This window comes from Solirubrobacter phytolaccae (assembly GCF_027587195.1).
GTDB classification, from domain to species: domain Bacteria; phylum Actinomycetota; class Thermoleophilia; order Solirubrobacterales; family Solirubrobacteraceae; genus Solirubrobacter; species Solirubrobacter phytolaccae.
Window position 1 is genome coordinate 1 of sequence record NZ_JAPDDP010000016.1, and the last position, 18,182, is coordinate 18,182.

19 protein-coding genes and 1 pseudogene are annotated in these 18,182 nt (G+C 71.6%); 8 read left to right on the plus strand and 12 right to left on the minus strand.

What is annotated here, in order from left to right:
- Nucleotides 1-358 (minus strand): annotated as a pseudogene (locus OJ997_RS10795) (hypothetical protein); the annotation flags it as partial.
- On the opposite strand from OJ997_RS10795, the gene OJ997_RS10800 reads away from it, so the two are divergent.
- The 3 genes from OJ997_RS10800 to OJ997_RS10810 are packed head-to-tail and all read left to right on the plus strand — an operon-like array spanning nucleotide 275 to nucleotide 4,140.
- Nucleotides 275-583, plus strand: a complete 309-nt coding sequence (locus tag OJ997_RS10800) for an FCD domain-containing protein (protein WP_270025205.1) — start codon at nucleotides 275-277, stop codon at nucleotides 581-583. The pseudogene OJ997_RS10795 and the gene OJ997_RS10800 sit on opposite strands and share 84 nt — an antisense overlap.
- Entirely contained in the window at nucleotides 580-1,914 is a 1,335-nt protein-coding gene (gene glyA, locus OJ997_RS10805; RefSeq protein WP_270025099.1) for a serine hydroxymethyltransferase, read from the plus strand. The genes OJ997_RS10800 and glyA overlap by 4 nt, the downstream gene beginning before the upstream one ends.
- 36 nt (nucleotides 1,915-1,950) lie before the next feature.
- Entirely contained in the window at nucleotides 1,951-4,140 is a 2,190-nt protein-coding gene (locus OJ997_RS10810; protein ID WP_372517888.1) for a thiamine pyrophosphate-binding protein, read from the plus strand.
- Here the strand turns inward: OJ997_RS10810 and OJ997_RS10815 are convergent.
- The 3 genes from OJ997_RS10815 to OJ997_RS10825 form a co-directional block, all read right to left on the minus strand.
- On the minus strand, nucleotides 4,105-4,881 hold the full coding sequence (locus tag OJ997_RS10815) for a GGDEF domain-containing protein (protein ID WP_270025101.1): 777 nt from the start codon (nucleotides 4,879-4,881) through the stop codon (nucleotides 4,105-4,107). The genes OJ997_RS10810 and OJ997_RS10815 overlap by 36 nt on opposite strands.
- Nucleotides 4,776-5,369 (minus strand): hypothetical protein, encoded by a 594-nt coding sequence (locus tag OJ997_RS10820; protein WP_270025102.1) that lies wholly within the window; start codon nucleotides 5,367-5,369, stop codon nucleotides 4,776-4,778. Before OJ997_RS10820 ends, OJ997_RS10815 begins: the two co-directional genes overlap by 106 nt.
- Nucleotides 5,370-5,465: 96 nt before the next feature.
- Nucleotides 5,466-6,092: an NUDIX hydrolase gene (locus OJ997_RS10825; RefSeq protein WP_270025103.1), complete on the minus strand. Its 627-nt coding sequence runs from the start codon at nucleotides 6,090-6,092 to the stop codon at nucleotides 5,466-5,468.
- Between the two features lie 24 nt (nucleotides 6,093-6,116).
- Here OJ997_RS10825 and OJ997_RS10830 point away from each other — a divergent pair, with 24 nt between their 5' ends.
- Genes OJ997_RS10830 through OJ997_RS10845 form a run of 4 tightly spaced genes read left to right on the plus strand, consistent with a single transcriptional unit; the run spans nucleotide 6,117 to nucleotide 9,134 of the window.
- Complete coding sequence (locus OJ997_RS10830; protein WP_121251882.1) at nucleotides 6,117-6,296, plus strand: rubredoxin; 180 nt, start codon at nucleotides 6,117-6,119, stop codon at nucleotides 6,294-6,296.
- Between the two features lie 20 nt (nucleotides 6,297-6,316).
- Nucleotides 6,317-7,849: a spermidine synthase gene (locus OJ997_RS10835; protein WP_270025104.1), complete on the plus strand. Its 1,533-nt coding sequence runs from the start codon at nucleotides 6,317-6,319 to the stop codon at nucleotides 7,847-7,849.
- Nucleotides 7,846-8,460 carry a fused MFS/spermidine synthase gene (locus OJ997_RS10840; RefSeq protein WP_270025105.1) on the plus strand — a complete coding sequence of 205 codons (615 nt, stop codon included), beginning with the start codon at nucleotides 7,846-7,848 and terminating at the stop codon, nucleotides 8,458-8,460. Before OJ997_RS10835 ends, OJ997_RS10840 begins: the two co-directional genes overlap by 4 nt.
- Entirely contained in the window at nucleotides 8,439-9,134 is a 696-nt protein-coding gene (locus OJ997_RS10845) for a 3-keto-5-aminohexanoate cleavage protein (RefSeq protein WP_270025106.1), read from the plus strand. The genes OJ997_RS10840 and OJ997_RS10845 overlap by 22 nt, the downstream gene beginning before the upstream one ends.
- Here the strand turns inward: OJ997_RS10845 and OJ997_RS10850 are convergent.
- The 4 genes from OJ997_RS10850 to OJ997_RS10865 form a co-directional block, all read right to left on the minus strand.
- On the minus strand, nucleotides 9,125-9,343 hold the full coding sequence (locus OJ997_RS10850) for a DUF2188 domain-containing protein (protein WP_270025107.1): 219 nt from the start codon (nucleotides 9,341-9,343) through the stop codon (nucleotides 9,125-9,127). The two genes, OJ997_RS10845 and OJ997_RS10850, sit on opposite strands and share 10 nt — an antisense overlap.
- Before the next feature lie 81 nt (nucleotides 9,344-9,424).
- Nucleotides 9,425-10,630: an aminotransferase class I/II-fold pyridoxal phosphate-dependent enzyme gene (locus tag OJ997_RS10855; RefSeq protein ID WP_270025108.1), complete on the minus strand. Its 1,206-nt coding sequence runs from the start codon at nucleotides 10,628-10,630 to the stop codon at nucleotides 9,425-9,427.
- A gap of 56 nt (nucleotides 10,631-10,686) precedes the next feature.
- Nucleotides 10,687-11,427, minus strand: a complete 741-nt coding sequence (locus OJ997_RS10860) for an enoyl-CoA hydratase/isomerase family protein (RefSeq protein WP_270025109.1) — start codon at nucleotides 11,425-11,427, stop codon at nucleotides 10,687-10,689.
- Nucleotides 11,427-11,639, minus strand: a complete 213-nt coding sequence (locus OJ997_RS10865; protein WP_270025110.1) for a biotin/lipoyl-binding carrier protein — start codon at nucleotides 11,637-11,639, stop codon at nucleotides 11,427-11,429. Before OJ997_RS10865 ends, OJ997_RS10860 begins: the two co-directional genes overlap by 1 nt.
- 211 nt (nucleotides 11,640-11,850) lie before the next feature.
- Between OJ997_RS10865 and OJ997_RS10870 the strand changes: the two genes are divergently transcribed.
- Entirely contained in the window at nucleotides 11,851-12,585 is a 735-nt protein-coding gene (locus tag OJ997_RS10870; protein ID WP_270025111.1) for a lysophospholipid acyltransferase family protein, read from the plus strand.
- Here OJ997_RS10870 and OJ997_RS10875 read toward each other — a convergent pair.
- From OJ997_RS10875 to OJ997_RS10890, 4 genes are all read right to left on the minus strand, one after another.
- Complete coding sequence (locus tag OJ997_RS10875; protein ID WP_270025112.1) at nucleotides 12,543-13,946, minus strand: DHA2 family efflux MFS transporter permease subunit; 1,404 nt, start codon at nucleotides 13,944-13,946, stop codon at nucleotides 12,543-12,545. The genes OJ997_RS10870 and OJ997_RS10875 overlap by 43 nt on opposite strands.
- A gap of 69 nt (nucleotides 13,947-14,015) precedes the next feature.
- The gene (locus OJ997_RS10880) at nucleotides 14,016-14,399 is read right to left on the minus strand and encodes a cupin domain-containing protein (RefSeq protein ID WP_270025113.1); all 384 of its coding nucleotides are present in this window, start codon (nucleotides 14,397-14,399) and stop codon (nucleotides 14,016-14,018) included.
- Nucleotides 14,396-15,223: an SDR family NAD(P)-dependent oxidoreductase gene (locus OJ997_RS10885; protein WP_270025114.1), complete on the minus strand. Its 828-nt coding sequence runs from the start codon at nucleotides 15,221-15,223 to the stop codon at nucleotides 14,396-14,398. Before OJ997_RS10885 ends, OJ997_RS10880 begins: the two co-directional genes overlap by 4 nt.
- Nucleotides 15,224-15,283: 60 nt before the next feature.
- Entirely contained in the window at nucleotides 15,284-18,166 is a 2,883-nt protein-coding gene (locus OJ997_RS10890; RefSeq protein WP_270025115.1) for a M14 family metallopeptidase, read from the minus strand.
- Nucleotides 18,167-18,182: the final 16 nt, after the last annotated feature.

Sequence of the window (18,182 nt, forward strand, 5' to 3'; positions counted from 1 at the left end):
ACACGGTGCCGCCGGTGGTCGCCGCGGAGGCGAGCGCGGCGGTGTCGGGGAGCGCGGTGCCGCCGGTGGTTGCCGCGGCGAGGGCGGCGGTGTCGGCGAGGGTGGTGCCGCCGGAGGTCGCCGCCGAGGCGGGCGTGGCGCCGTCGACGAGCGCGCTGGCGGTGGGGTGGCCGGCGGCGGCCCGCGCGGCGGCGGCGTGGCGCGCGCCGGCGACGTCCTGCGCGGCGATGGCGCCGCCGGCGCTTCGCGGCTCACCGACGCCGACCGCGAGGCGATGCGCGCCGCCAACGACCGCTTCGCCTACGCGTTGCGCGACGGCGACGTGGACGCCGCGCTCGCCGCCGACGACGCCTTCCACGGCGTGTTCGTCACCGCCGCCGCGAACGCGGAGATCCCGCGCACGCTGGAGCGGCTGATGCCGCGCATCCGGCGGCTGGAGCGGCTGCGCTTCGGCTCGCTCTCGGGCCGTGCGTCCGTCAAGCAGCACGCCGAGATCCTCCTGGCCGCGCCGGAAGACGTGGCCGACCTCGTCAAGCAGAACTGGCTCTCGCTGGGAGCCCTGATCGACCGGAGCTTCGAATGACGGCCATCGCCCCGCCCGACATCCACGACGCCGACACGCTCGGCGCCGCCCGCGCGCTGCTCGACGCGGCCGCGGACCCGGAGGCGATGCAGAAGGAAGTCCTGGCCGCGGTCGCGCGCAACGAGCAGTGGCGTGGCAACGAGTGCGTGAACCTGCTCGCGCCCGAAGCGCTCGTCTCCCCAACCGTGAGGCACCTGCTCAGCGCCGAGATCGGCCAGCGCGCCGCCGAAGGGCATATCGGCCCGGTCAACCGCTGGTTCGCGGGCACGAAGCACATCGACGAGGTCGAGGCGCTGTGCGTCGAGCTGCTCAAGCGCCTGTTCAAGAGCAACTACGCCGAGCACCGGCTCGTGGCGAGCATGATCGGCAACATGGCCGTCTACGCCGCGCTCACCGAGCCCGGCGACACGGTGATGACGATCCCGCAGCCCGTCGGCGGCCACAGCTCCAACCGCTACGACGGCCCCGCCGGCATCCGCGGCTTGAACATCCTTGACGTGCCCTACGACACGCACGAGCTCGAAGCCGACCTCGACGCCTTCGCGACCGAGGCCCGCAAGGCCCGCCCCAAGCTCGTCGCGCTCGGGGCCTCCATGACCCTGTTCCCACTCCCCGTCCGCGAGATCAACGAGATCGTCAAAGAGTGGGACGGCATCGTCTTCTTCGACGGCGCCCACCAGCTCGGCCTCATCGCCGGCGGCCAGTTCCAGGACCCGCTGCGCGAGGGCGCCGACATCATCACCGGCAGCGCGGGCAAGACGTTCAGCGGCCCGCAGTCGGGCGTCGCCGTCTGGAACGACCCGAAGCTCACCAAGCCGCTGCTCGACGCCGTCTTCCCGGCGCTCGCCGCCACGCACCAGGTCAACCGCGTCGCCGCGCTGGCCGCCGCGGCCGCGGAGCTGCTCGCGTTCGGCCCCGAGTACATGGCCAACATCGTCGCCAACGCGCAGACGCTCGCCCACGCGCTGCACACCCGCGGTGTGCCGGTGCTCGGCGCGCACAAGGGCTACACGCGCACGCACCAGGTGATCGGCGACGTGCGCCAGTTCGGCGGCGGCCTGGAGGTCGCGCACCGCCTTGCCAAGGCCAACCTCATCACGAACAAGAACCTGCTTCCGAACGACACGCCGGAGGACTGGGACCGCCCGTCCGGCCTGCGCATCGGCACCACCGAGGTCACCCGCCTCGGCATGGGCGAGCTGGAGATGCAGGCGATCGCGGACATGATCGCCGGGGTGCTCGTCGAGGGCCGCGATCCGGAGCACGTCAAGCAGGAGGCGCTCGAGCTGCGCGCCGGGTTCCAGACCGTGAAGTACTGCTTCGGAACATAAAGACCCAGGGCCTTTATCTTTCGCGCGGTGGAGGAGATCGATCTCGAGACGCTCAAGCGCGTCGAGCAGCGGGTGCTGTGGTTGGCGACGAGCATCGTCCACCACGCCAACCGCGTGCGGCCGAACCGCTCCGGGGTGAAGGTCGGCGGGCACCAGGCGTCCAGCGCGAGCATGGTGAGCCTGATGACCGCGCTGTACTTCGCGGTGCTCGAAGCGCCCGACCGGGTGAGCGTGAAGCCGCACGCGAGCCCGGTCCTGCACGCGATCAACCACCTGCTCGGCCGGCTCGACCGCCGCTACCTGACGACGCTGCGCCAGTACGGCGGGCTGCAGTCGTACCCGAGCCGCACGAAGGACCCGGACCCCGTCGACTACTCCACCGGCAGCGTCGGCCTCGGTGCGACCGCGCCGATCTGGGGCGCGCTCGCGCACCGCTACGTCGCCGGGCACTTCGACGTCCCGCGCGGCGGTCGCCAGATCGCGCTGATCGGTGACGCCGAGCTCGACGAGGGTGCGTGCTGGGAGGCGATCGCCGACCCGATGGTCTCGCGCCTCGGCGAGGTGATGTGGGTCGTCGACCTCAACCGCCAGTCGCTCGACCGCGTCGTCCCCGACATCGCCGCCGGCCGCCTCGCCGCGATGTTCGAGGCCGCCGGCTGGCACACCGTGATGGTCAAGTACGGCCCGCGGCTCGCCCAGCGGCACGACCTGCGCGCCCGCATCGACGGGATGCCCAACGAGGAGTACCAGCGGCTCATGCGGGCGCCCGCGCCCCAGCTCCGCGAGCGCCTCGAGGTCAACACGGACGACCTGAGCGACGAAGACCTCCTCGCCACCTTCCGCGACCTCGGCGGCCACGATCTCGCCGCGCTCATCGACGGCTACCGCCAGGCCGACGCCGTCACCGACCGCCCGTCCGTCGTCTTCGCGTACACGATCAAGGGCTGGTCGCTGCCGACGGAAGGCCACCCCGCCAACCACTCCGCGCTGCTCAACCACGAGCAGTACCGGGAGCTGGCGGCCAAGCTCGGCGAGGACGCCGACGATCCGTTCGCCCCGCTCGCGCCCGGCTCGCCCGAGGCCGACCTGTGCCGGGAGACCGGCGGCCGGCTGCGCCGCGGGGCGATGCGCGCGGTCAGCGCGCCGCGCGTGCCGGAGTCGCTCGGCCGCACGCACACGGGCAAGGCCTCCACGCAGCAGGCGTTCGGCCGCTTCTTCGTCGACCTGACCAGAGAAGCGCCGGAAGTGGCCGAGCGCGTCGTCACGGTGAGCCCGGACGTCGGCACCTCCACCAACCTCGGCGGCTGGATCAACAAGGCCGGCATCTGGTCCGTCGGCGACCGGATCGACTGGTTCGCCGACGACACGGACACGCTCGTCCGCTGGCGCGAGCACGACCACGGCCGCCACCTGGAGCTCGGGATCGCCGAGGTCAATCTCGTCGGCCTGCTCGGGGAGCTCGGCGCGACCTGGTCACGCGACGGCCAGCCGCTCCTCCCGGTGGGCACGATCTACGACCCGTTCGTGAGCCGGGCGCTGGAGCCGTGGTCGTTCGGCATCTACGCGGGCGGCCAGTCGATCCTCGTCGGCACGCCGTCCGGCGTCACGCTCGGCCCCGAGGGCGGTGCGCACCAGTCCGTGATCACGCCGTCGATCGGCATCGAGCAGCCCGGCTGCATCGCCTACGAGCCCGCCTTCGGCCAGGACTTCGAGTGGTGCTTCCTGCACGCGCTCTCCCAGCTCGGCAAGCCCGGCGGCACGTCCGCCTACTTCCGGCTCTCCACTCGCCCGATCGACCAGTCGCATCACACGGGGACGAGGGAGGCCGCGATCGCCGGCGGCTACCGCCTCAAGCCGCACGACAGCCCGCAGGTGACGATCGCCGTGATGGGCGCCCTCGTGCCGGAAGCGCTCGAGGCCGCGGAGATCCTCGGCAACGCGGAGGTCGTCTGCATCACGTCCGCCGACCAGCTGTTCCGCTCCTTCCAGGCCCGCTCCGGTCACGGCGACGGGAACCCGGACACGCTCTCGAGCCTCTTCCGCCCGGGCGTGCCGATCGTCTCGCTCCTCGACGGCCACCCGCACACGCTCAGCTTCCTCGGCTCGCCGATCACCTGCCTCGGCGTGCAGCGCTTCGGCCAGGCCGGCGACATCGTCGACCTCTACGAGCACCACGAGATCGACGCCGAGTCAGTGGTTGGCGCTGCGCTCGACCTCTTGTCCTAGCCGCTTCGCGTCGTACATCCGCTGGTCGGCGACCTCGAGCAGGTCCTCGACGGCCACGTCCCCGGTCAATGACGCGATCCCCACGCTCGCGCCGAGCCGGTTGCGCCGGCCCTCCGCGGTCAGCTCCCGCCCGACCTGCTCGACGGCGGCGCGCATCTCCGCGGCCACGAGCGAGGCCTCGGCGGGGGTGACGTGGAGGATCAGCGCCGCGAACTCGTCGCCGCCGATCCGGCCGAGCACGTCGCTGGAGCGCAGCCGCGCGCGCAGGGCGCGGTTGACCCGCACGAGCGCCTCGTCGCCCGCGGCGTGGCCCCAGTCGTCGTTGACCTGCTTGAAGCGGTCGAGGTCGACCACGGCGATCGCCGCTGGCTCGCCGTAGCGCCGCGTGCGGGCGGCGGCGTGCTCGGCCTGGGCGAGGAAGTGACGCCGGTTGTACGCGCCGGTCAGCGGGTCGCGGATGGCGAGCTCGGTCAGGCGCCGGTCGTCCTCCGCGAGGCGTCCGGCGGCCATCGCCACCACCAGCGCGAGCCCGCCGACCGCGGTCAGCGTCATCACCCACGCGGCGACGCTGAAGTCCCACCAGTCGGCACGCGCGGCGGCCGTCGCGAGCGCGCCCGACAAGACCGGGATGCCGATCACCGCCGGCAGCGTCCGGCGCGCGAACCGGCCCGCGAAGCCCTGCTCGAAGAACGCGCCGGTCGGGTGCGACCACACGATCGCGGCGCGACCAGCAGCGAGCACAGCGCCGCCTGCCACGACATCTGGACCGGACGGGAAGCGCCGTAGAAGAGCGGGACGCCGAGCAGGGACCCGATCGCGGCCGCGCCGCCGACCGCGCCCGCGGCCATCGCGAGCTTGCGCGTGAGGAGCCACTCGCGGCCGTCGACGGCGGTCGCGCCGCCGAGCAGGACGAGCGCGGTCGCGGTCAGGGTCGAGATCGCGACGTCGCCGTCGACGAGCGCCCGGTTGAGCGTGCGGCCGTCGGCGATCAGCGTGTCGAGCAGGCCCGCGACACCGGCCGCGGCCGCGAGCGTTCCGGCCACCGCGGCCGTCCGGCGGCGGTCAGGCAGCGCCCAGGTGCCGGCGCCCGCCGCGAGGAACCCGAGGCACGCCAGCGGCGACATCGGCGCGAGCTGGTCCGTGCGGGTGGCGATCTCCAGCCGGGCGACCCACGCGACGAGCATGCTCCCGGCGATCAGGATCGCCGCCGCTGAGGCGCCACGGCGCACTCGGCTCGCATCGAACCAATGTTCCTCCACCAAAGCCACGACCCTTCGCAAAGGGGCATACCCCGGTTGCGAAGCGGCTGACGGTTTGTGGCGCCGTTAGAGGTCTTCGTCGTCGTCGAGCACGATCCGCGCGGTCTCGCCGTGCCCCTCGACGCGCGGCTGGACCGGCCGCACTTCGTGCGTCGAGGCCCACTCGAGCAGCGCTTCGGCACTCGCGAAGCGCGCGATCCGCTCCAGGTTCTTGATCGTCGGGAACACCATCAGCAGCTCACCCGCCTCGCTGCCCTCCAGGGCCCGGCTCGGCTCGAACCAGCGCGCGTCGACGATCTCGGAGCCGTCGATCTGCACCTCGGCGCCTTCGGGCGCGACCGCAAGGAAGAAGTACGTGTCGAAGCGGATCGAGACCTCGGGCGGCGTGATCCAGCGCGCGAACGGGACGAGCGCGGCGGGGTCGGGCAGCGTGATCCCGACCTCCTCCTCGACCTCGCGCACGGCCGCGGCGCGGTGGGACGCGTCACCCGTGCCCTCGTGCGCGTCGACAGCACCGCCGGGGAACACCCACGCGCCGCCCATGAACCGCGCCTTGGGGGTGCGCTGGGCCATCAGCAGCTCGAGTCGCTCGGCGCCGCCGCGGACGACGATCACCGTCGCCGCCTGCCGCGGAGCGGTGGGAACGCCGCTCTCGTTGAGGATCGTGCCGGGCTCTGGACCGTGCTGCGCCATCCCGCCAGCCTAATATGCGCGCACATGAGCACGGACACGGACCGGCAGTGGATCTGCGAATCCTGCGGCTTCATCTATGACCCGGAGGAAGGCGATCCCGACGGCGGGATCGACGAAGGCACCGCCTTCGAGGACATTCCGAAGGACTGGTATTGCCCCGTCTGCGGCGCCAGGAAGGCAGACTTCTCGCCGTTCGAGGGCTAGTCGCTACTAGCCTCATCTAAGTGACAGCGCTCGAGTCCCGAGGCGCCGAGCGCGGCTTGCGCCTGCCGCTCGAGGCGCTCGTCTTCGCCGTCGGCCTCTCCACGTTGGGGGCCGAGATCGCGGCGACGCGCCTGCTGGCGCCGTTCTTCGGGACCTCGACGGTCATCTGGGCGAACACGATCGCGGTCGTGCTGCTGGCGCTCTCGGCGGGCTACAAGCTCGGCGGGACGCTGGCCGACCGGCGGCCGGAGCCGCGCGCGCTGTGCGTGTGCGTGCTCGTCGGCTCGGGGCTGCTCGCGGTCGTGCCGTTCATCGCGCACCCGTTCCTGTCGCTGAGCGTGGACGCGTTCGACGAGGTGTCGGTCGGCGCGTTCGCGGCCTCCCTGTTCGGGACGCTCGTGCTCGTCGCGGTGCCGCTGCTGCTGCTCGGCACGGTGTCGCCGTGGGCGACGCGGATCAAGCTCGACACGGTCGAGGAGGCGGGGTCGGTGAGCGGCCGGCTCTACGCGCTGTCCACCGTCGGCTCGCTGATCGGCGTGTTCTTCGTGGCGCTGTGGGCGATCGAGGCGATCGGCTCCCAGCGCACGTTCCTCGTCCTCGCGCTGTTCCCGGCCCTGATCGCCGCGCTCTCGCTCTTCGACGTGCGCGCGCTGGTCGTCCCGGTCGTGCTGGGCGGCGCGCTGTTCATCCCCGCCGGCGCGACCAAGCCCGCCGAGGAAGGTGACCGCGTGCTCTACGAGCGCGAGACGCCCTACCAGTACGCGCGGGTGATCGAGCAGGAGGACGGCGACCGGCTGCTCGAGCTCAACGAGGGCCAGGCCATCCACTCGCTGTGGCGGCAGGACACGGTGCTCACCGGCGGCTACTGGGACGGCTTCCTGACGATGCCGTTCGCGAACGGCTCCGGCCGGCCGCCGGCGCGGGTCGCCGCGCTCGGCACGGCGGCCGGAACGGTGCCGCGGGCGTACGCCCAGTACTACCCGGAGACGGTGATCGACGCGGTCGACATCGACCCGGAGCTGTTCAAGATCGGGCACCGCTACTTCGGGCTGGAGGAGCGCCCGCAGCTGCGCGAGCACACACAGGACGCGCGGCCGTTCCTGCGCCAGCACGACGGGCCCTACGACGCGATCTTCGTCGACGCCTACCGCCAGCCGTACATCCCCTTCTACCTGACGACGAAGGAGTTCTTCGAGCTTGTGCGCGACCGGCTCGCTCCCGGCGGATCGGTGATCGTCAACATCGGCCATCCGAACGACTCGCCCGCCCTCGAGGAGGCGATGAGCGCGACCATGGCCGCGGTCTTCAAGCACGTCGTGCGCGACCCGATCCGCTCGCAGAACTCGCTCGTGATGGCCTCGGACACGCCGCTGAGCGCGAGCGGGATCGCCAACGCGCCGGTGGCCTCGGACCTGAAGGAGCTCGCGCAGGACAGCGCCGCGCGGCTGGAGCCGCCGTTGCGTGGCGGCAGCGTCTTCACCGACGACCGGGCACCGGTCGAGTGGCTCATCGACGCGTCGATCGTGTCCTACGCGGCGGAGGAGAACAAGTGAGCGCCGCCGCCGTCGCGCCCGCCGCGCCGCGCTGGGGCTTCGTCGAGCTCGTCAAGTTCGTCTCGGGCGTGACGACCCTCGCGGCCGAGCTCGCGGCGGCGCGGCTGATCGCCCCGGCCTTCGGCGCCTCGACCGTCGTGTGGGCGAATACCATTGCCATCGCCTTGGCAGCGCTGGCGATCGGCTACTGGCTCGGCGGCCGCCTGGCGGACCGCCACCCGAACCCGCGCGCGATGGCGCGCGGCGGGCTCGCCGGTTCGGTGATGGTCGCGCTGATCCCGCTGGTCGCGATCCCGCTGCTGAACCTGACGGAGGACGTCGGCGAGTTCGGCGGCTCCTTCCTGGCGCAGCTGGTGCTCGTCGCGCCGCCGCTCGTGGTGCTCGGCGCCCTGACGCCGTGGGCGATCCGCCTGCGCGTGGACTCCGTCGCCGGCGCCGGCGACGCGACCGGACGGCTCTACGCGCTGTCGACCGCCGGCGGACTTGTCGGCAACTTCGCCGCCGCACTTGCTTTGATCCCACTCGTGGGCACGACCTGGACGTTCATCATCGCGGCGGCGTTGCTCGCCGGCGTGTGTCTCCCGAAGGCATGGTCCTCCAAGCCTGCCTGAACGGGGACCGCGAGTCCGGCGTCCCGCGTTCGGCCGAGGAGCTGGGCGCGGAGGCCGTGGCTTGCGTCGCGGCGGGCGCGGCCTCGATCCACGCGCACCCGCGTGATCCGGACGGCCACGAGACGCTCGAGCCGGACCACATCCTCGAGGCGGTCCGGGCGCTCCGCCCGTGCGGGGTCGAGATCTCGCTGTCGACCGGACTGTGGATCACGGCCGGCGATGTCGAGGCCCGGCTGCGCGCGGTCTCGAGCTGGACCGAGGTGCCGGACCTCGTGTCGCTCAACCTGAGCGAGGAGGGCTGGCGCGAGCTGGCCGATGTGCTCGCGGGGCACGGGATCGGGATCGAGGCGGGCGTCTGGACCGCGGCCGACGCCGAGCACCTGCTCTCGACGGGCGTCGGGGTGCGGCGGATCCTGGTGGAGCCGCGCTCGGAGAACGCGCACGAGGCGATCGCGGTCGCCGACGAGATCGACGCGGTGCTGGACGCCGCCGGCAACGAGGTCCCGCGCCTGCATCACGGCGTGGGCGCCGCGACCTGGGCGGTCATGGACGCGGCCGTGCCGCGCGGCCACGACATCCGGATCGGGCTGGAAGACGTCACGACCCTGCCCGACGGACGGCGCGCGCCCGACAACGCGGCGCTCGTCGTCGAAGCGGTCCTGCGCTACGGCTGACCGGGCCGCCGGCCGCCGATCGTGCGGACGCGGTGGTAGCGGTCATGCAGGTAGATCGGGGCGTCCGCGTGCGAGGCCTGACGGCGCGCGGCCTGCTCGGCCTCGCTCAGGGTCGCGAACCACGCCGGCCCGTGACCGGCGGCGTCGAGGGTCCAACCCCCGGTGGTGGCATGCGGGAGCACATGAAGCTCGGTGGCGGGAGCGGCCATGTCTTCTGATTCAACTCGCGCGAGGGCGTTTTCAGTTTGGACCGCTGTCCGAAATGTCGGACCGCGTGGTGTACCGCGTGGCTAAGCCGCGAGCTGGGCCGCGGCGACGGGGACGCCGTAGCCCGGCCGGAAGCCGGCCCGGAGCGCCGCGCGGCCCAGCACCGTCGCCGCCTCGCGCAGCTCTTCCTTGGTGTGGGAGGCCATCACGGACAGGCGCACGCGCGCCGTGCCCTCCGGGACCGCCGGTGGGCGCACGGCCTCGGCGAAGACGTCCTGCTCGAGCGCGAGGTCGACCATCCGCGCGGCGCGCTCGGAGTCGCCGACGACCAGCGGGATGACGTGGGCGGCGGCGCCGGAGACGTCGAAGCCCTCGCGGGCCAGCGCGTCGCGCAGCGTCTCCGCGTTGGCGCGCAGCTTCGCCACCCGGCGCGGCTGCTCCTCGAGGAGGTCCAGCGCGGCCATGGCGGCCGCCGCGGCGACCGGGGGCAGCGCTGTCGAGTGGAGCAACGTGCGCGCCGAGTGGACGAGGAAGCGGGCGGTCACGTGGTCGCAGGCCACGAAGCCGCCGTACGAGCCGAGGGCCTTGCCGAGCGTGCCGGTGATGACGTCGACCTCGCCCTGCAGGCCGGCTTCGGCGACGGTGCCGCGACCGTCCGGGCCGAGCGCGCCCAGCGCGTGGGCCTCGTCGACGAGCACGCGGATGTCGTAACGGCGGGCGAGGGCGACGATTTCGTGCAGCGGGGCGACGTCGCCGTCCATGCCGAACATGCCGTCCGTCGCGATCAGGGTCGCGCGGCCGTCGCACTGGCGGAGCGTCCAGGCGAGGTGGTCGGCGTCGGCGTGGCGGTAGGACATCGCGTCGGCGCCCGAGAGCTTGCAGCCGTCGACGATCGAGGAGTGCGCGAGCTCGTCGTGCAGGACGACCTCACCGCGGCGGGCGAGCGCCGGGATCACACCGAGGTTGGCCAGAGCGCCGGACCCGAACAGCAGCGCCGCGCGCTGGCCGGTGAAGGTGGCGAGCCGCTCCTCCAGCCGCCGGTGCAACGTCATCGTGCCGCAGGACACGCGCGCGGCGCCCGCGCCGACACCCCAGCGCATGGCGGCGTCCGCGGCCGCCTGGCGCACCTTCGGATGATCGGCCAACCCGAGCGCGTTGCCCGAGCACAGCAACAGCACCGGCCGCCCGTCGAGCACCACGCGCGGCCCCTGCGGGCCGGAGACCATCCGCATGCGCTGGTGCAGGCCGAGCTGGTTGAGCTCGTCCAGGCGGTCCTCGAGATCCAGCATCCACGATCCTCAAGTCGAGTGACGTTGCCCGGAAGCTACGGGTCAGCTCGGACGAATCATTTGCCTCGCCAACTCGGTGCGCGTTTCTCTACAAAAGCGCGTACCCCCTCGGCGAAGTCCTCGGAGCTGAACGCCTCGCGCCGCAGGGCCTCCAGCTCGGCCTCCAGCGCCTCGTCCAGCGGCGGGATGAGCGCGTTCAGCACGCGCTTGTTCCCGCGCAGGGACAGGGGCGCGAGCGCGGCGATCCGCACGGCCAGCGCGACGGCGTCCTCGCCGACCCAGTTCACGAGCCCCCACGCCAGCGCGGTCTCGGCGTCCACCGGCTCCGCGGTCAGGAACAGCTGCCGCGTCCGCGCGGTCCCGATCGCGTCGACGAACCGCCGCAGCCCCGTGTGCGAGTAGACGACGCCGAGCCGCGCCGGGGGCATGCCGAGCTTCGCGCCGGGAGCGCACACGCGCAGGTCGCACGCGAGCGCCAGCTCCAGCCCGCCGCCGAACGCGTGGCCGTTGACGTCCGCGACGATCGGCACCGGCACCGCGTCGAGCGCCGCCAGCGCCGCCTCGAACGGGTGGATCAGCACGTCCGCCAGCCGCTCCGGCGTGAGGTTGCCGATGTCGTAGCCCGCCGAGAACGCGCCACCCGCGCCGGTCACGACCACGCAGCGCGCGTCCAGCGCCGGCAGCTCGCGCGCCAGCCCTTCGAGGATCTCGGTGTCCAGCGCGTTGCGCTTGGCCGCGTTGTCGATCGTGACCCGCGCGACGCCGTCGGCCGGCTGGTCGACGCGAACGGAGCCCACTACTCGAGCTCGACCAGCGGGTCGCCCTCTTTGACGGCCTGGCCTTCCTCGACCAGGATCCTCGCCACGGTGCCGGGATCCTCGGCCTCGACGGGCATCTCCATCTTCATCGACTCGAGGATCGCGACCGTGTCGCCCTCCTCGACGGCGTCGCCGACCGCCACCTCGATCTTCCACACCGTGCCGGTGATGTGAGCTTCGATTTGCGTCACAGGCCGCACGATATAGACACGCGGTCGATTGGGATCCCAGCGATTCCGTACGCGCGGTCGATTGGTGATCACGGGTGCGACCGGCACCATGGTCCTTGCTGTTCGTCGCGATCTCTCCTCCCGCGGCGCATGGCGAACCGGCGAAGGAAGCGGCGGGTGGGGACTCCTGGACGGTCCCGCCCGCCGCAACCGGCCGCCATAATCTGCGGCTATGAGCCAGGACGAGCTGGTCGAGCTCAAAGAGCAGCAGTACAAGGACGCGCGGTCCAAGGAGAGCTTCGACCGCTTCCACGAGCGCACGCGTACGCGCGAGCCCGACTTCATGTACGAGGTCGTCCGGATCCTGATGAGCCTGATGTCCTGGGGGTTCTTCCGCGTCCGCGGTTCCCATCCCGAGCGCGTCCCGGCCTCCGGCCCCGTGATCCTCGCGCCCAATCACTTCTCGTTCCTGGATCACTTCTTCCTGGGCGTGGGGCTGCGCCGCAAGGTCCACTTCATGGCCAAGTCGCAGCTGTTCAAGCCGCCGATGTCGTGGATCTACACGCACGGCGGCGTGTTCCCGGTCCGGCGCGGGTTCGCCGACGAGGACGCGTTCGTGACCGCCGTGACCGTGCTCGACCGCGGCGACACGATGGCGATGTACGCCGAGGGCGGGCGCTCGCGGACGGGGGAGCCGGCGAAGAAGGCCAAGCGCGGCATCGGGCGCCTGGCGCTGCTGTCCGGCGCGCCGATCGTGCCGATCGCGATCGTCGGCTCGAGCCACGTGCGCAACTGGAAGAAGCTCCAGTTCCCGAAGGTGCGCGTGTACTACGGGGAGCCGTTCGCCTACGACCGCGTCGAGGCGCCGACGCGCGACCAGGAGCAGGCCGTCGCCGACGCCATCTTCGCGGAGGTCCGCAAGCTCTACGACGCGGCGACTACCAAGACGGGCTCGCCCGACTCCTGAGTGACGCGTCGCTTCCCGGGCACGAGCAGGGCGAGGAGCGCACCGACGGCCAGCACGGCCGCGCCGACCCACGCCGCGCTCGTCATGCCGTCGACGAACGCCTGCGGGGACGCGTAGGAGCCGCTCGCCGCGAAGACACTCGCCAGCACGGCGACGCCGAGCGCGCCGCCCACCTCGCGGATCGCGTTCGTGGCGCCACTCGCCTGCCCCGCCTCCTCCGGCCGCACGGCCGCCAGCACGGCGTTGGCGGTCGGCGCGAACACGAGCGCCATGCCCGTGCCGGCGAGGATGAACGGCGCGACGAAGGTGATGTACGCCGCCGTCGGCTCCGACACGGCCGCGATCCAGCCGATCGCGACGGCCTGCAGCGCGAGCCCGGTGAACATCAGCGGCCGCGAGCCGATCTTGTCGCTCAGCAGACCCGCGATCGGCGCGACGAGCATCGGCATCGCCGTCCACGGCAACGTGCGCAGGCCGGCCTCGAGCGGGGAGAGGTGCTGCGCGACCTGGAAGAACTGGGCAAGCAGGAAGATCGAGCCGAAGACGCCGAAGTACATCGCGAGCGAGACGCCGTTGGAGGCCGCGAAGGCGCGCGAGCGGAAGAACCGCATCGGCAGCATCGGGGCGGGCGCGCGCAGCTCCCAGGCCACGAACGCAACGAGGGCGACGACGCCGAGGGCGATCGAGCCGACCACGGTGGACGACGTCCAGCCGAGCGTCTCACCGCGCACGATGCCGAACACGACGCCGAGCAGGCCGACGCCGGCGAGCACGAGGCCGGGGAGGTCCAGGCGGTCGGCGGGACCGTGCGACTCGCTGAGGCGGGCGTGGGCGAGCGGCAGCAGCGCGAGGCCGATCGGCACGTTGATCCAGAAGATCCAGTGCCACGAGATGCCGTCGACGACCGCGCCGCCGATCAGCGGCCCGAGCGCGACGCCGAGCCCGGAGATGCCCGACCACAGGCCGATCACGAGCCCGCGCTTGCCGGGCGGGAACGCTTCCGAGAGCAGCGTGAGCGTGAGCGGCGTGACGATCGCGGCGCCCATGCCTTGCAGCGCGCGGGCGGCGATCAGCGCGCCGGCCGAAGGCGCCAGCGCGGCGAGGGCTGAAGCGACCGTGAAGGTGCCGAGCCCGACGAGGAACATGCGGCGGCGACCGAAGCGGTCGCCGAGCGCGGCGCCCGTCATCAGCAGCACCGCGAAGGACAGGGTGTAGGCGTTCACCGTCCACTGCAGGTCCTCGAGGCTGCCCCCGAGGTCCGTGCGGATGGACGGCAGCGCGGTCGTGACGACGAGGTTGTCGAGCACGACCATGAAGAGGGCGACCGAGGTGACCGCGAAGGTCCAAGCTGAACGCGACATGGAAGTAAGTGTCCACTCACTTCCATGTCGTTTCAAGAACGCGAACGCGCCAAGATAAGTGGCGACTAACTAGGTGGGCTGGTCGGCCCAGGGGACCTCGACGGAGTCTTCCGTGGGCGAGTCGCGGGCGACGACGTACTCGGCCGGCTCCGACTCGCTCGTGTTCGTGACCGTGTGGGTCTCGCGCGGCGGGACGTAGAGCATGTCGCCGGCCTCGACGATCAGCGAGTCCTGGAGCTGGTCGCCCCAGCGGATCTCGATCGAGCCGGAGAGCATGTAGAGCGCGCTCTCGCAGTTGTCGTGGTAGTGCGGGCGGCCGCGGGCGCCGGCCGGCACGCGGAAGATGCCCATGTAGAGGTTGTGCGCGCCCGTGGTCGCCTGGGAGATCTCGGCGCCGCCGACGACGCCGCGCGGGACGTCGCGCTCCTCGCCGGAGGCCTTGACCAGCTTCATGACGTCATCCCCGTGAACTGGCCGCCGGTGAGGTTGAGCACCTGGCCGTGGACGAAGTTCGACCACGGCGAGCAGAGGAAGAACACGCCGCCGGCGGCCTCCTCCGGCGTGCCCGGCCGACCGATCGGGATGAGCATCGGGGCCATCGTGCGCATCTGCTCGGGGATGCCGAGCTGCACCTTCTGGCCGTCGATCTCCATCGTGTTGTCGGCGTCCTTGGTCGCGGTCAGGCGCGTCTCGATCCAGCCGAACGCGACCGCGTTGACGTTGATCTTGAACTGGCCCCACTCCTTGGCCAGCGTCTTCGTGAGGCCGACCACGGCGGACTTGCCCGCGGAGTAGTTGGCCTGCCCCGCGTTGCCCATCGTGCCGCTGATCGAGGACACGTTGACGATCTTGCGGAAGACCTCGACGCCCTGCTCGCGCTCGGACTTGGCGGGCTCGCGCAGGTGCGGAGCGGCGGCGCGCAGGACGCGGAAGGGCACGACCGTGTGGATGTCCAGCATGCGCTGGAACGCGTCGTCGGACATCTTGTGGACCGGGGCGTCGATCGTGTAGCCCGCGTTGTTGACGATGATGTCGATCTTGCCGAAGGCGTCGATCGCCGTCTTGATCAACGCGTCCGGGGCGCTCTCCTTCGTCAGGTCACCGCCGTAGACCGCCGTCTCGCCCGCGATCTCCGACGCTGCCTGCTCGGCGAGGTCCGCGTCAAGGTCGTTGATGATCACCTTCGCGCCGTGCTCGGAGAGCAGCTCCGCCGTCGCGCGGCCGATGCCACGCGCCGACCCGGTCACGATCGCGACTTTGTCGTCCAGGACTCCCATAGACCCGGACGATAACGGGGGTCCGCGAATTACGCGGACCCCCGACTATCGGAAGGGGAACTACGGGTTCGTCGTCGAAAGCGTGAAGGTCAGCGTCTTCGAGTAGGAACCGGTGCGCAGCGGATCGGTCTTCTTGATCAGCTGCTTGAACGTGATGTCGACCTTCTCGTTGGAGGTCGGGCCGGTCCACGCGGACTTCGAGAAGGCCACGCGCAGCGGCTCGGCGAGCGTGAACGCGCCGTTGGCCAGGAAGCCCGGCTCGGACACCGTCAGCGCCGCGTCACCCGCGGTGGAGATGATCGTCGCGTCCGTCTGCGCCGTGTACTCCTTGTCGGCGCCCGGCGTGAACGCGCCGAACGTCGCCGGAGCGCCGAGCGCCAGCGACAGCGTGGCCGGAACGGTCCCACCGGCGGGGCCGGTGGTCGACGTGTACGGGTTCACGCCGAGGTGCTTCATCGCCTCGAACACGAGCGACTTGCGCTTGGCCCGGTCCGCCACGTTCTCCAGGCCGAAGCCCCACAGCAGCGTGTCGTCGGTCGAGACGCCGGCGAACTGGGTCGCGCCCGAGATCGTGTGCGTGCCCTTCGAGGACGCGAACCACGGGAACAGCGCGGGCGCCAGCGTCGACGAGGTCGGCACGAAGCCCGGCAGGTACGACTGGCCCGTCAGCGAGAACGCCGCCGAGAACGGCGACACGCCCGTGATCGTGCGCGTGAGCACGGCGGCCTCGGTCTGCGCGACGTTGGTCCGCGAGCTGCCCGCGCCCATCCAGTAGGTCAGGAAGTCGTTGGACACCTGCACGCAGTTCTCGAGCTGGCCGGACGCGTTGCCGGTGTTCGAGCACTGCGGCGCCGCCGGGACGCGCCCGAGCGGGTTGTAGGAGTACTGCGACCACGCGCCCTGGAGCGCGCGCTGGCCGGCGACGAGCACCTTGCCGCCCTCGTTGAGGTAGTCGCGGACGGCGATGATCTGGTCGTCGAAGACCTTCGAGACGCCGGTCGTCTGGCCGGGGTCACGCACGTAGTCGTCCGTGCCCGTGTACCAGATGACGGCCTTGTAGTGGCTGAGCACGCCGTCGACGTCCGCGAGGTTGCGGCTCTGCGCGTCGAAGTCGTAGACGTCGGCCGGGATGCCGGCGTCGGCGAGCGCCTCGAGGTAGGTCGCGAGGTAGCTCGGACCCGTGCCCGGGGCCGCGTTGGGCGAGGTCCCGCTGTAGTCCTCGGCGGCCAGCACGAGCACCTGGCTCCCGCGACCGAGCGCGGACGCCATGAACGTGAACGCGTCGGCGGTCTTGCCGCCGGCCTCGAACCACACCTTCACGCTGTCGCCGGCCTTGAAGCCGGAGACCGCGCCGCGCATGTGGTGGTAGTAGACGCCGGACTCGCCGTAGCGCTCGCCGCCGTCGAACTCCGTCGTCGGGCCGCTCTGGACCGCGCCGCCGTTGATCTGCCACTTGACCGTCACGTCACCGAGCGCGCGGCGCGTGTTGACCTCGACGACCTGCGAGCCGACGCCGTAGGACGTCGAAAAGGGCGCCGGCACGAAGTCCGGGATCTTCGCGTTGATGTGCGAGGACGGCTGGTCGGGCGTGGGCGCCGACTTCGCGAGGTCGAGCATGAACGGCAGGTTCTTGGCGAACACGGCCTGCACGTCGGACTCGCGGTCCTGGAACACGAAGCCGCTCGGGTTGTTGCTGCCCGGGGAGCGCGTGCCGCCGACCGCACCGCCGGAGCCGCCGTCGAGCTCGACCGTGTAGCCGAGGACGTTCTCCTGGAGGTACATCGTGTCGGTGATCTCGCCGTTGGTGGTGTAGAGCTCACCGCCGACGTCGGGGTCGTAGCCGGCCACGGCCGGGACGCGGTCGGTGCCGGCGAGCGACTCCATCAGCGGGTTGTCGCCGCCGTAGGTCTCCACCTGCCAGCCGACCGGGTACAGGACGAGCTGCGCGTACGAGTGGTAGTCGATGTAGAACTCGGGCTTGATCCGCGTCATCAGCTCGTGGAACGACTTGACCTCGGGCTCGGACTCGGGGGTCGGGCCGCGGTAGGTGTCGCTCGACGGCGTGTTGGACGCGCCCTCGTTGTCGTAGCGCCACTTCTCGGAGAAGTTGCGGTTGGTGTCGATGCCGTCGCCGGACTGGATCGTGCCGTTGCCGTTCGTGTCGCGCAGGTTCTTGCGCCACAGGCGGGTGGACGAGCTCTGGAACGTGTAGTCGTAGCCGTCCGGGTTCAGGACCGGGATGAACCACGTCTCGGTCGACTGCAGGACCGCCGGGATGCCGGAGGCGTCGTCGGTCGCGTGCTCGAGGTAGTACTGGAAGCCGCGACGCACGACCTCGGCCGAGATCCACTCGCGCGCGTGCTGCGCGCCGTGGAACATCACGCCGGGCTTGCCGCCGTCGGCGACCGTGTTGGCGTTGGCCGTGACCTTGTAGGCGACGAGGTCCAGGCCGTTGAGCGACTGGCCGTAGACGACGCGCTTGACGAGCGTCGGGTTGGCGGACGCGAGCGTGTCGTAGTACGTCTTGAGGTTCACCGGGGCGCCGCTGGCGTCGACCGCCCCCGAGCACGTCGTCTGGCACGCCGCGGGCTTGAGCGCGTACGGCCGGAAGACGTCGTAGCCCCACGTGGGATCGGCGAGCGGGATGCCCGCCGCGAGCGCGGCCGTGGTCGCCGTGAGCTCCTTGCCGACCGGGGCGATGTCGTAGCCCTTGGCCTCGAGCCGATCGGCCTGCGCCGGCGTGGCGACGATGCCGGTCCTGCCGGGCGCGTCCGCGCCCTCTGTCACGTCATAGCCCTCGGCGCCGAGCGTCTTGAGCTCAGCATCCGTGCCGGTGACGATGTATTGGTTCAGCGGTTCCGCGCGATCGGCAGCCAGCGCAGGCTGCGTGAGACCGAGCGAAACCAGGGCGCCGACCATGGCGCCGAGGTAGACCCTCCGCATTGCGCGAAGCTACAGG

Excerpts from the sequence above, each read along its gene's own strand:
- OJ997_RS10845 (WP_270025106.1), top strand. The coding sequence starts at position 8,439 with ATGGTCCTCCAAGCCTGCCTGAACGGGGACCGCGAGTCCGGCGTCCCG.
- OJ997_RS10890 (WP_270025115.1), bottom strand. The coding sequence starts at position 18,166 with ATGCGGAGGGTCTACCTCGGCGCCATGGTCGGCGCCCTGGTTTCGCTC.
- OJ997_RS10885 (WP_270025114.1), bottom strand. The coding sequence starts at position 15,223 with ATGGGAGTCCTGGACGACAAAGTCGCGATCGTGACCGGGTCGGCGCGT.
- OJ997_RS10825 (WP_270025103.1), bottom strand. The coding sequence starts at position 6,092 with ATGGCGCAGCACGGTCCAGAGCCCGGCACGATCCTCAACGAGAGCGGC.
- glyA (WP_270025099.1), top strand. The coding sequence starts at position 580 with ATGACGGCCATCGCCCCGCCCGACATCCACGACGCCGACACGCTCGGC.
- OJ997_RS10855 (WP_270025108.1), bottom strand. The coding sequence starts at position 10,630 with ATGCTGGATCTCGAGGACCGCCTGGACGAGCTCAACCAGCTCGGCCTG.
- OJ997_RS10800 (WP_270025205.1), top strand. The coding sequence starts at position 275 with ATGCGCGCCGCCAACGACCGCTTCGCCTACGCGTTGCGCGACGGCGAC.
- OJ997_RS10830 (WP_121251882.1), top strand. The coding sequence starts at position 6,117 with ATGAGCACGGACACGGACCGGCAGTGGATCTGCGAATCCTGCGGCTTC.
- OJ997_RS10850 (WP_270025107.1), bottom strand. The coding sequence starts at position 9,343 with ATGGCCGCTCCCGCCACCGAGCTTCATGTGCTCCCGCATGCCACCACC.
- OJ997_RS10875 (WP_270025112.1), bottom strand. The coding sequence starts at position 13,946 with ATGTCGCGTTCAGCTTGGACCTTCGCGGTCACCTCGGTCGCCCTCTTC.
- OJ997_RS10870 (WP_270025111.1), top strand. The coding sequence starts at position 11,851 with ATGAGCCAGGACGAGCTGGTCGAGCTCAAAGAGCAGCAGTACAAGGAC.
- OJ997_RS10880 (WP_270025113.1), bottom strand. The coding sequence starts at position 14,399 with ATGAAGCTGGTCAAGGCCTCCGGCGAGGAGCGCGACGTCCCGCGCGGC.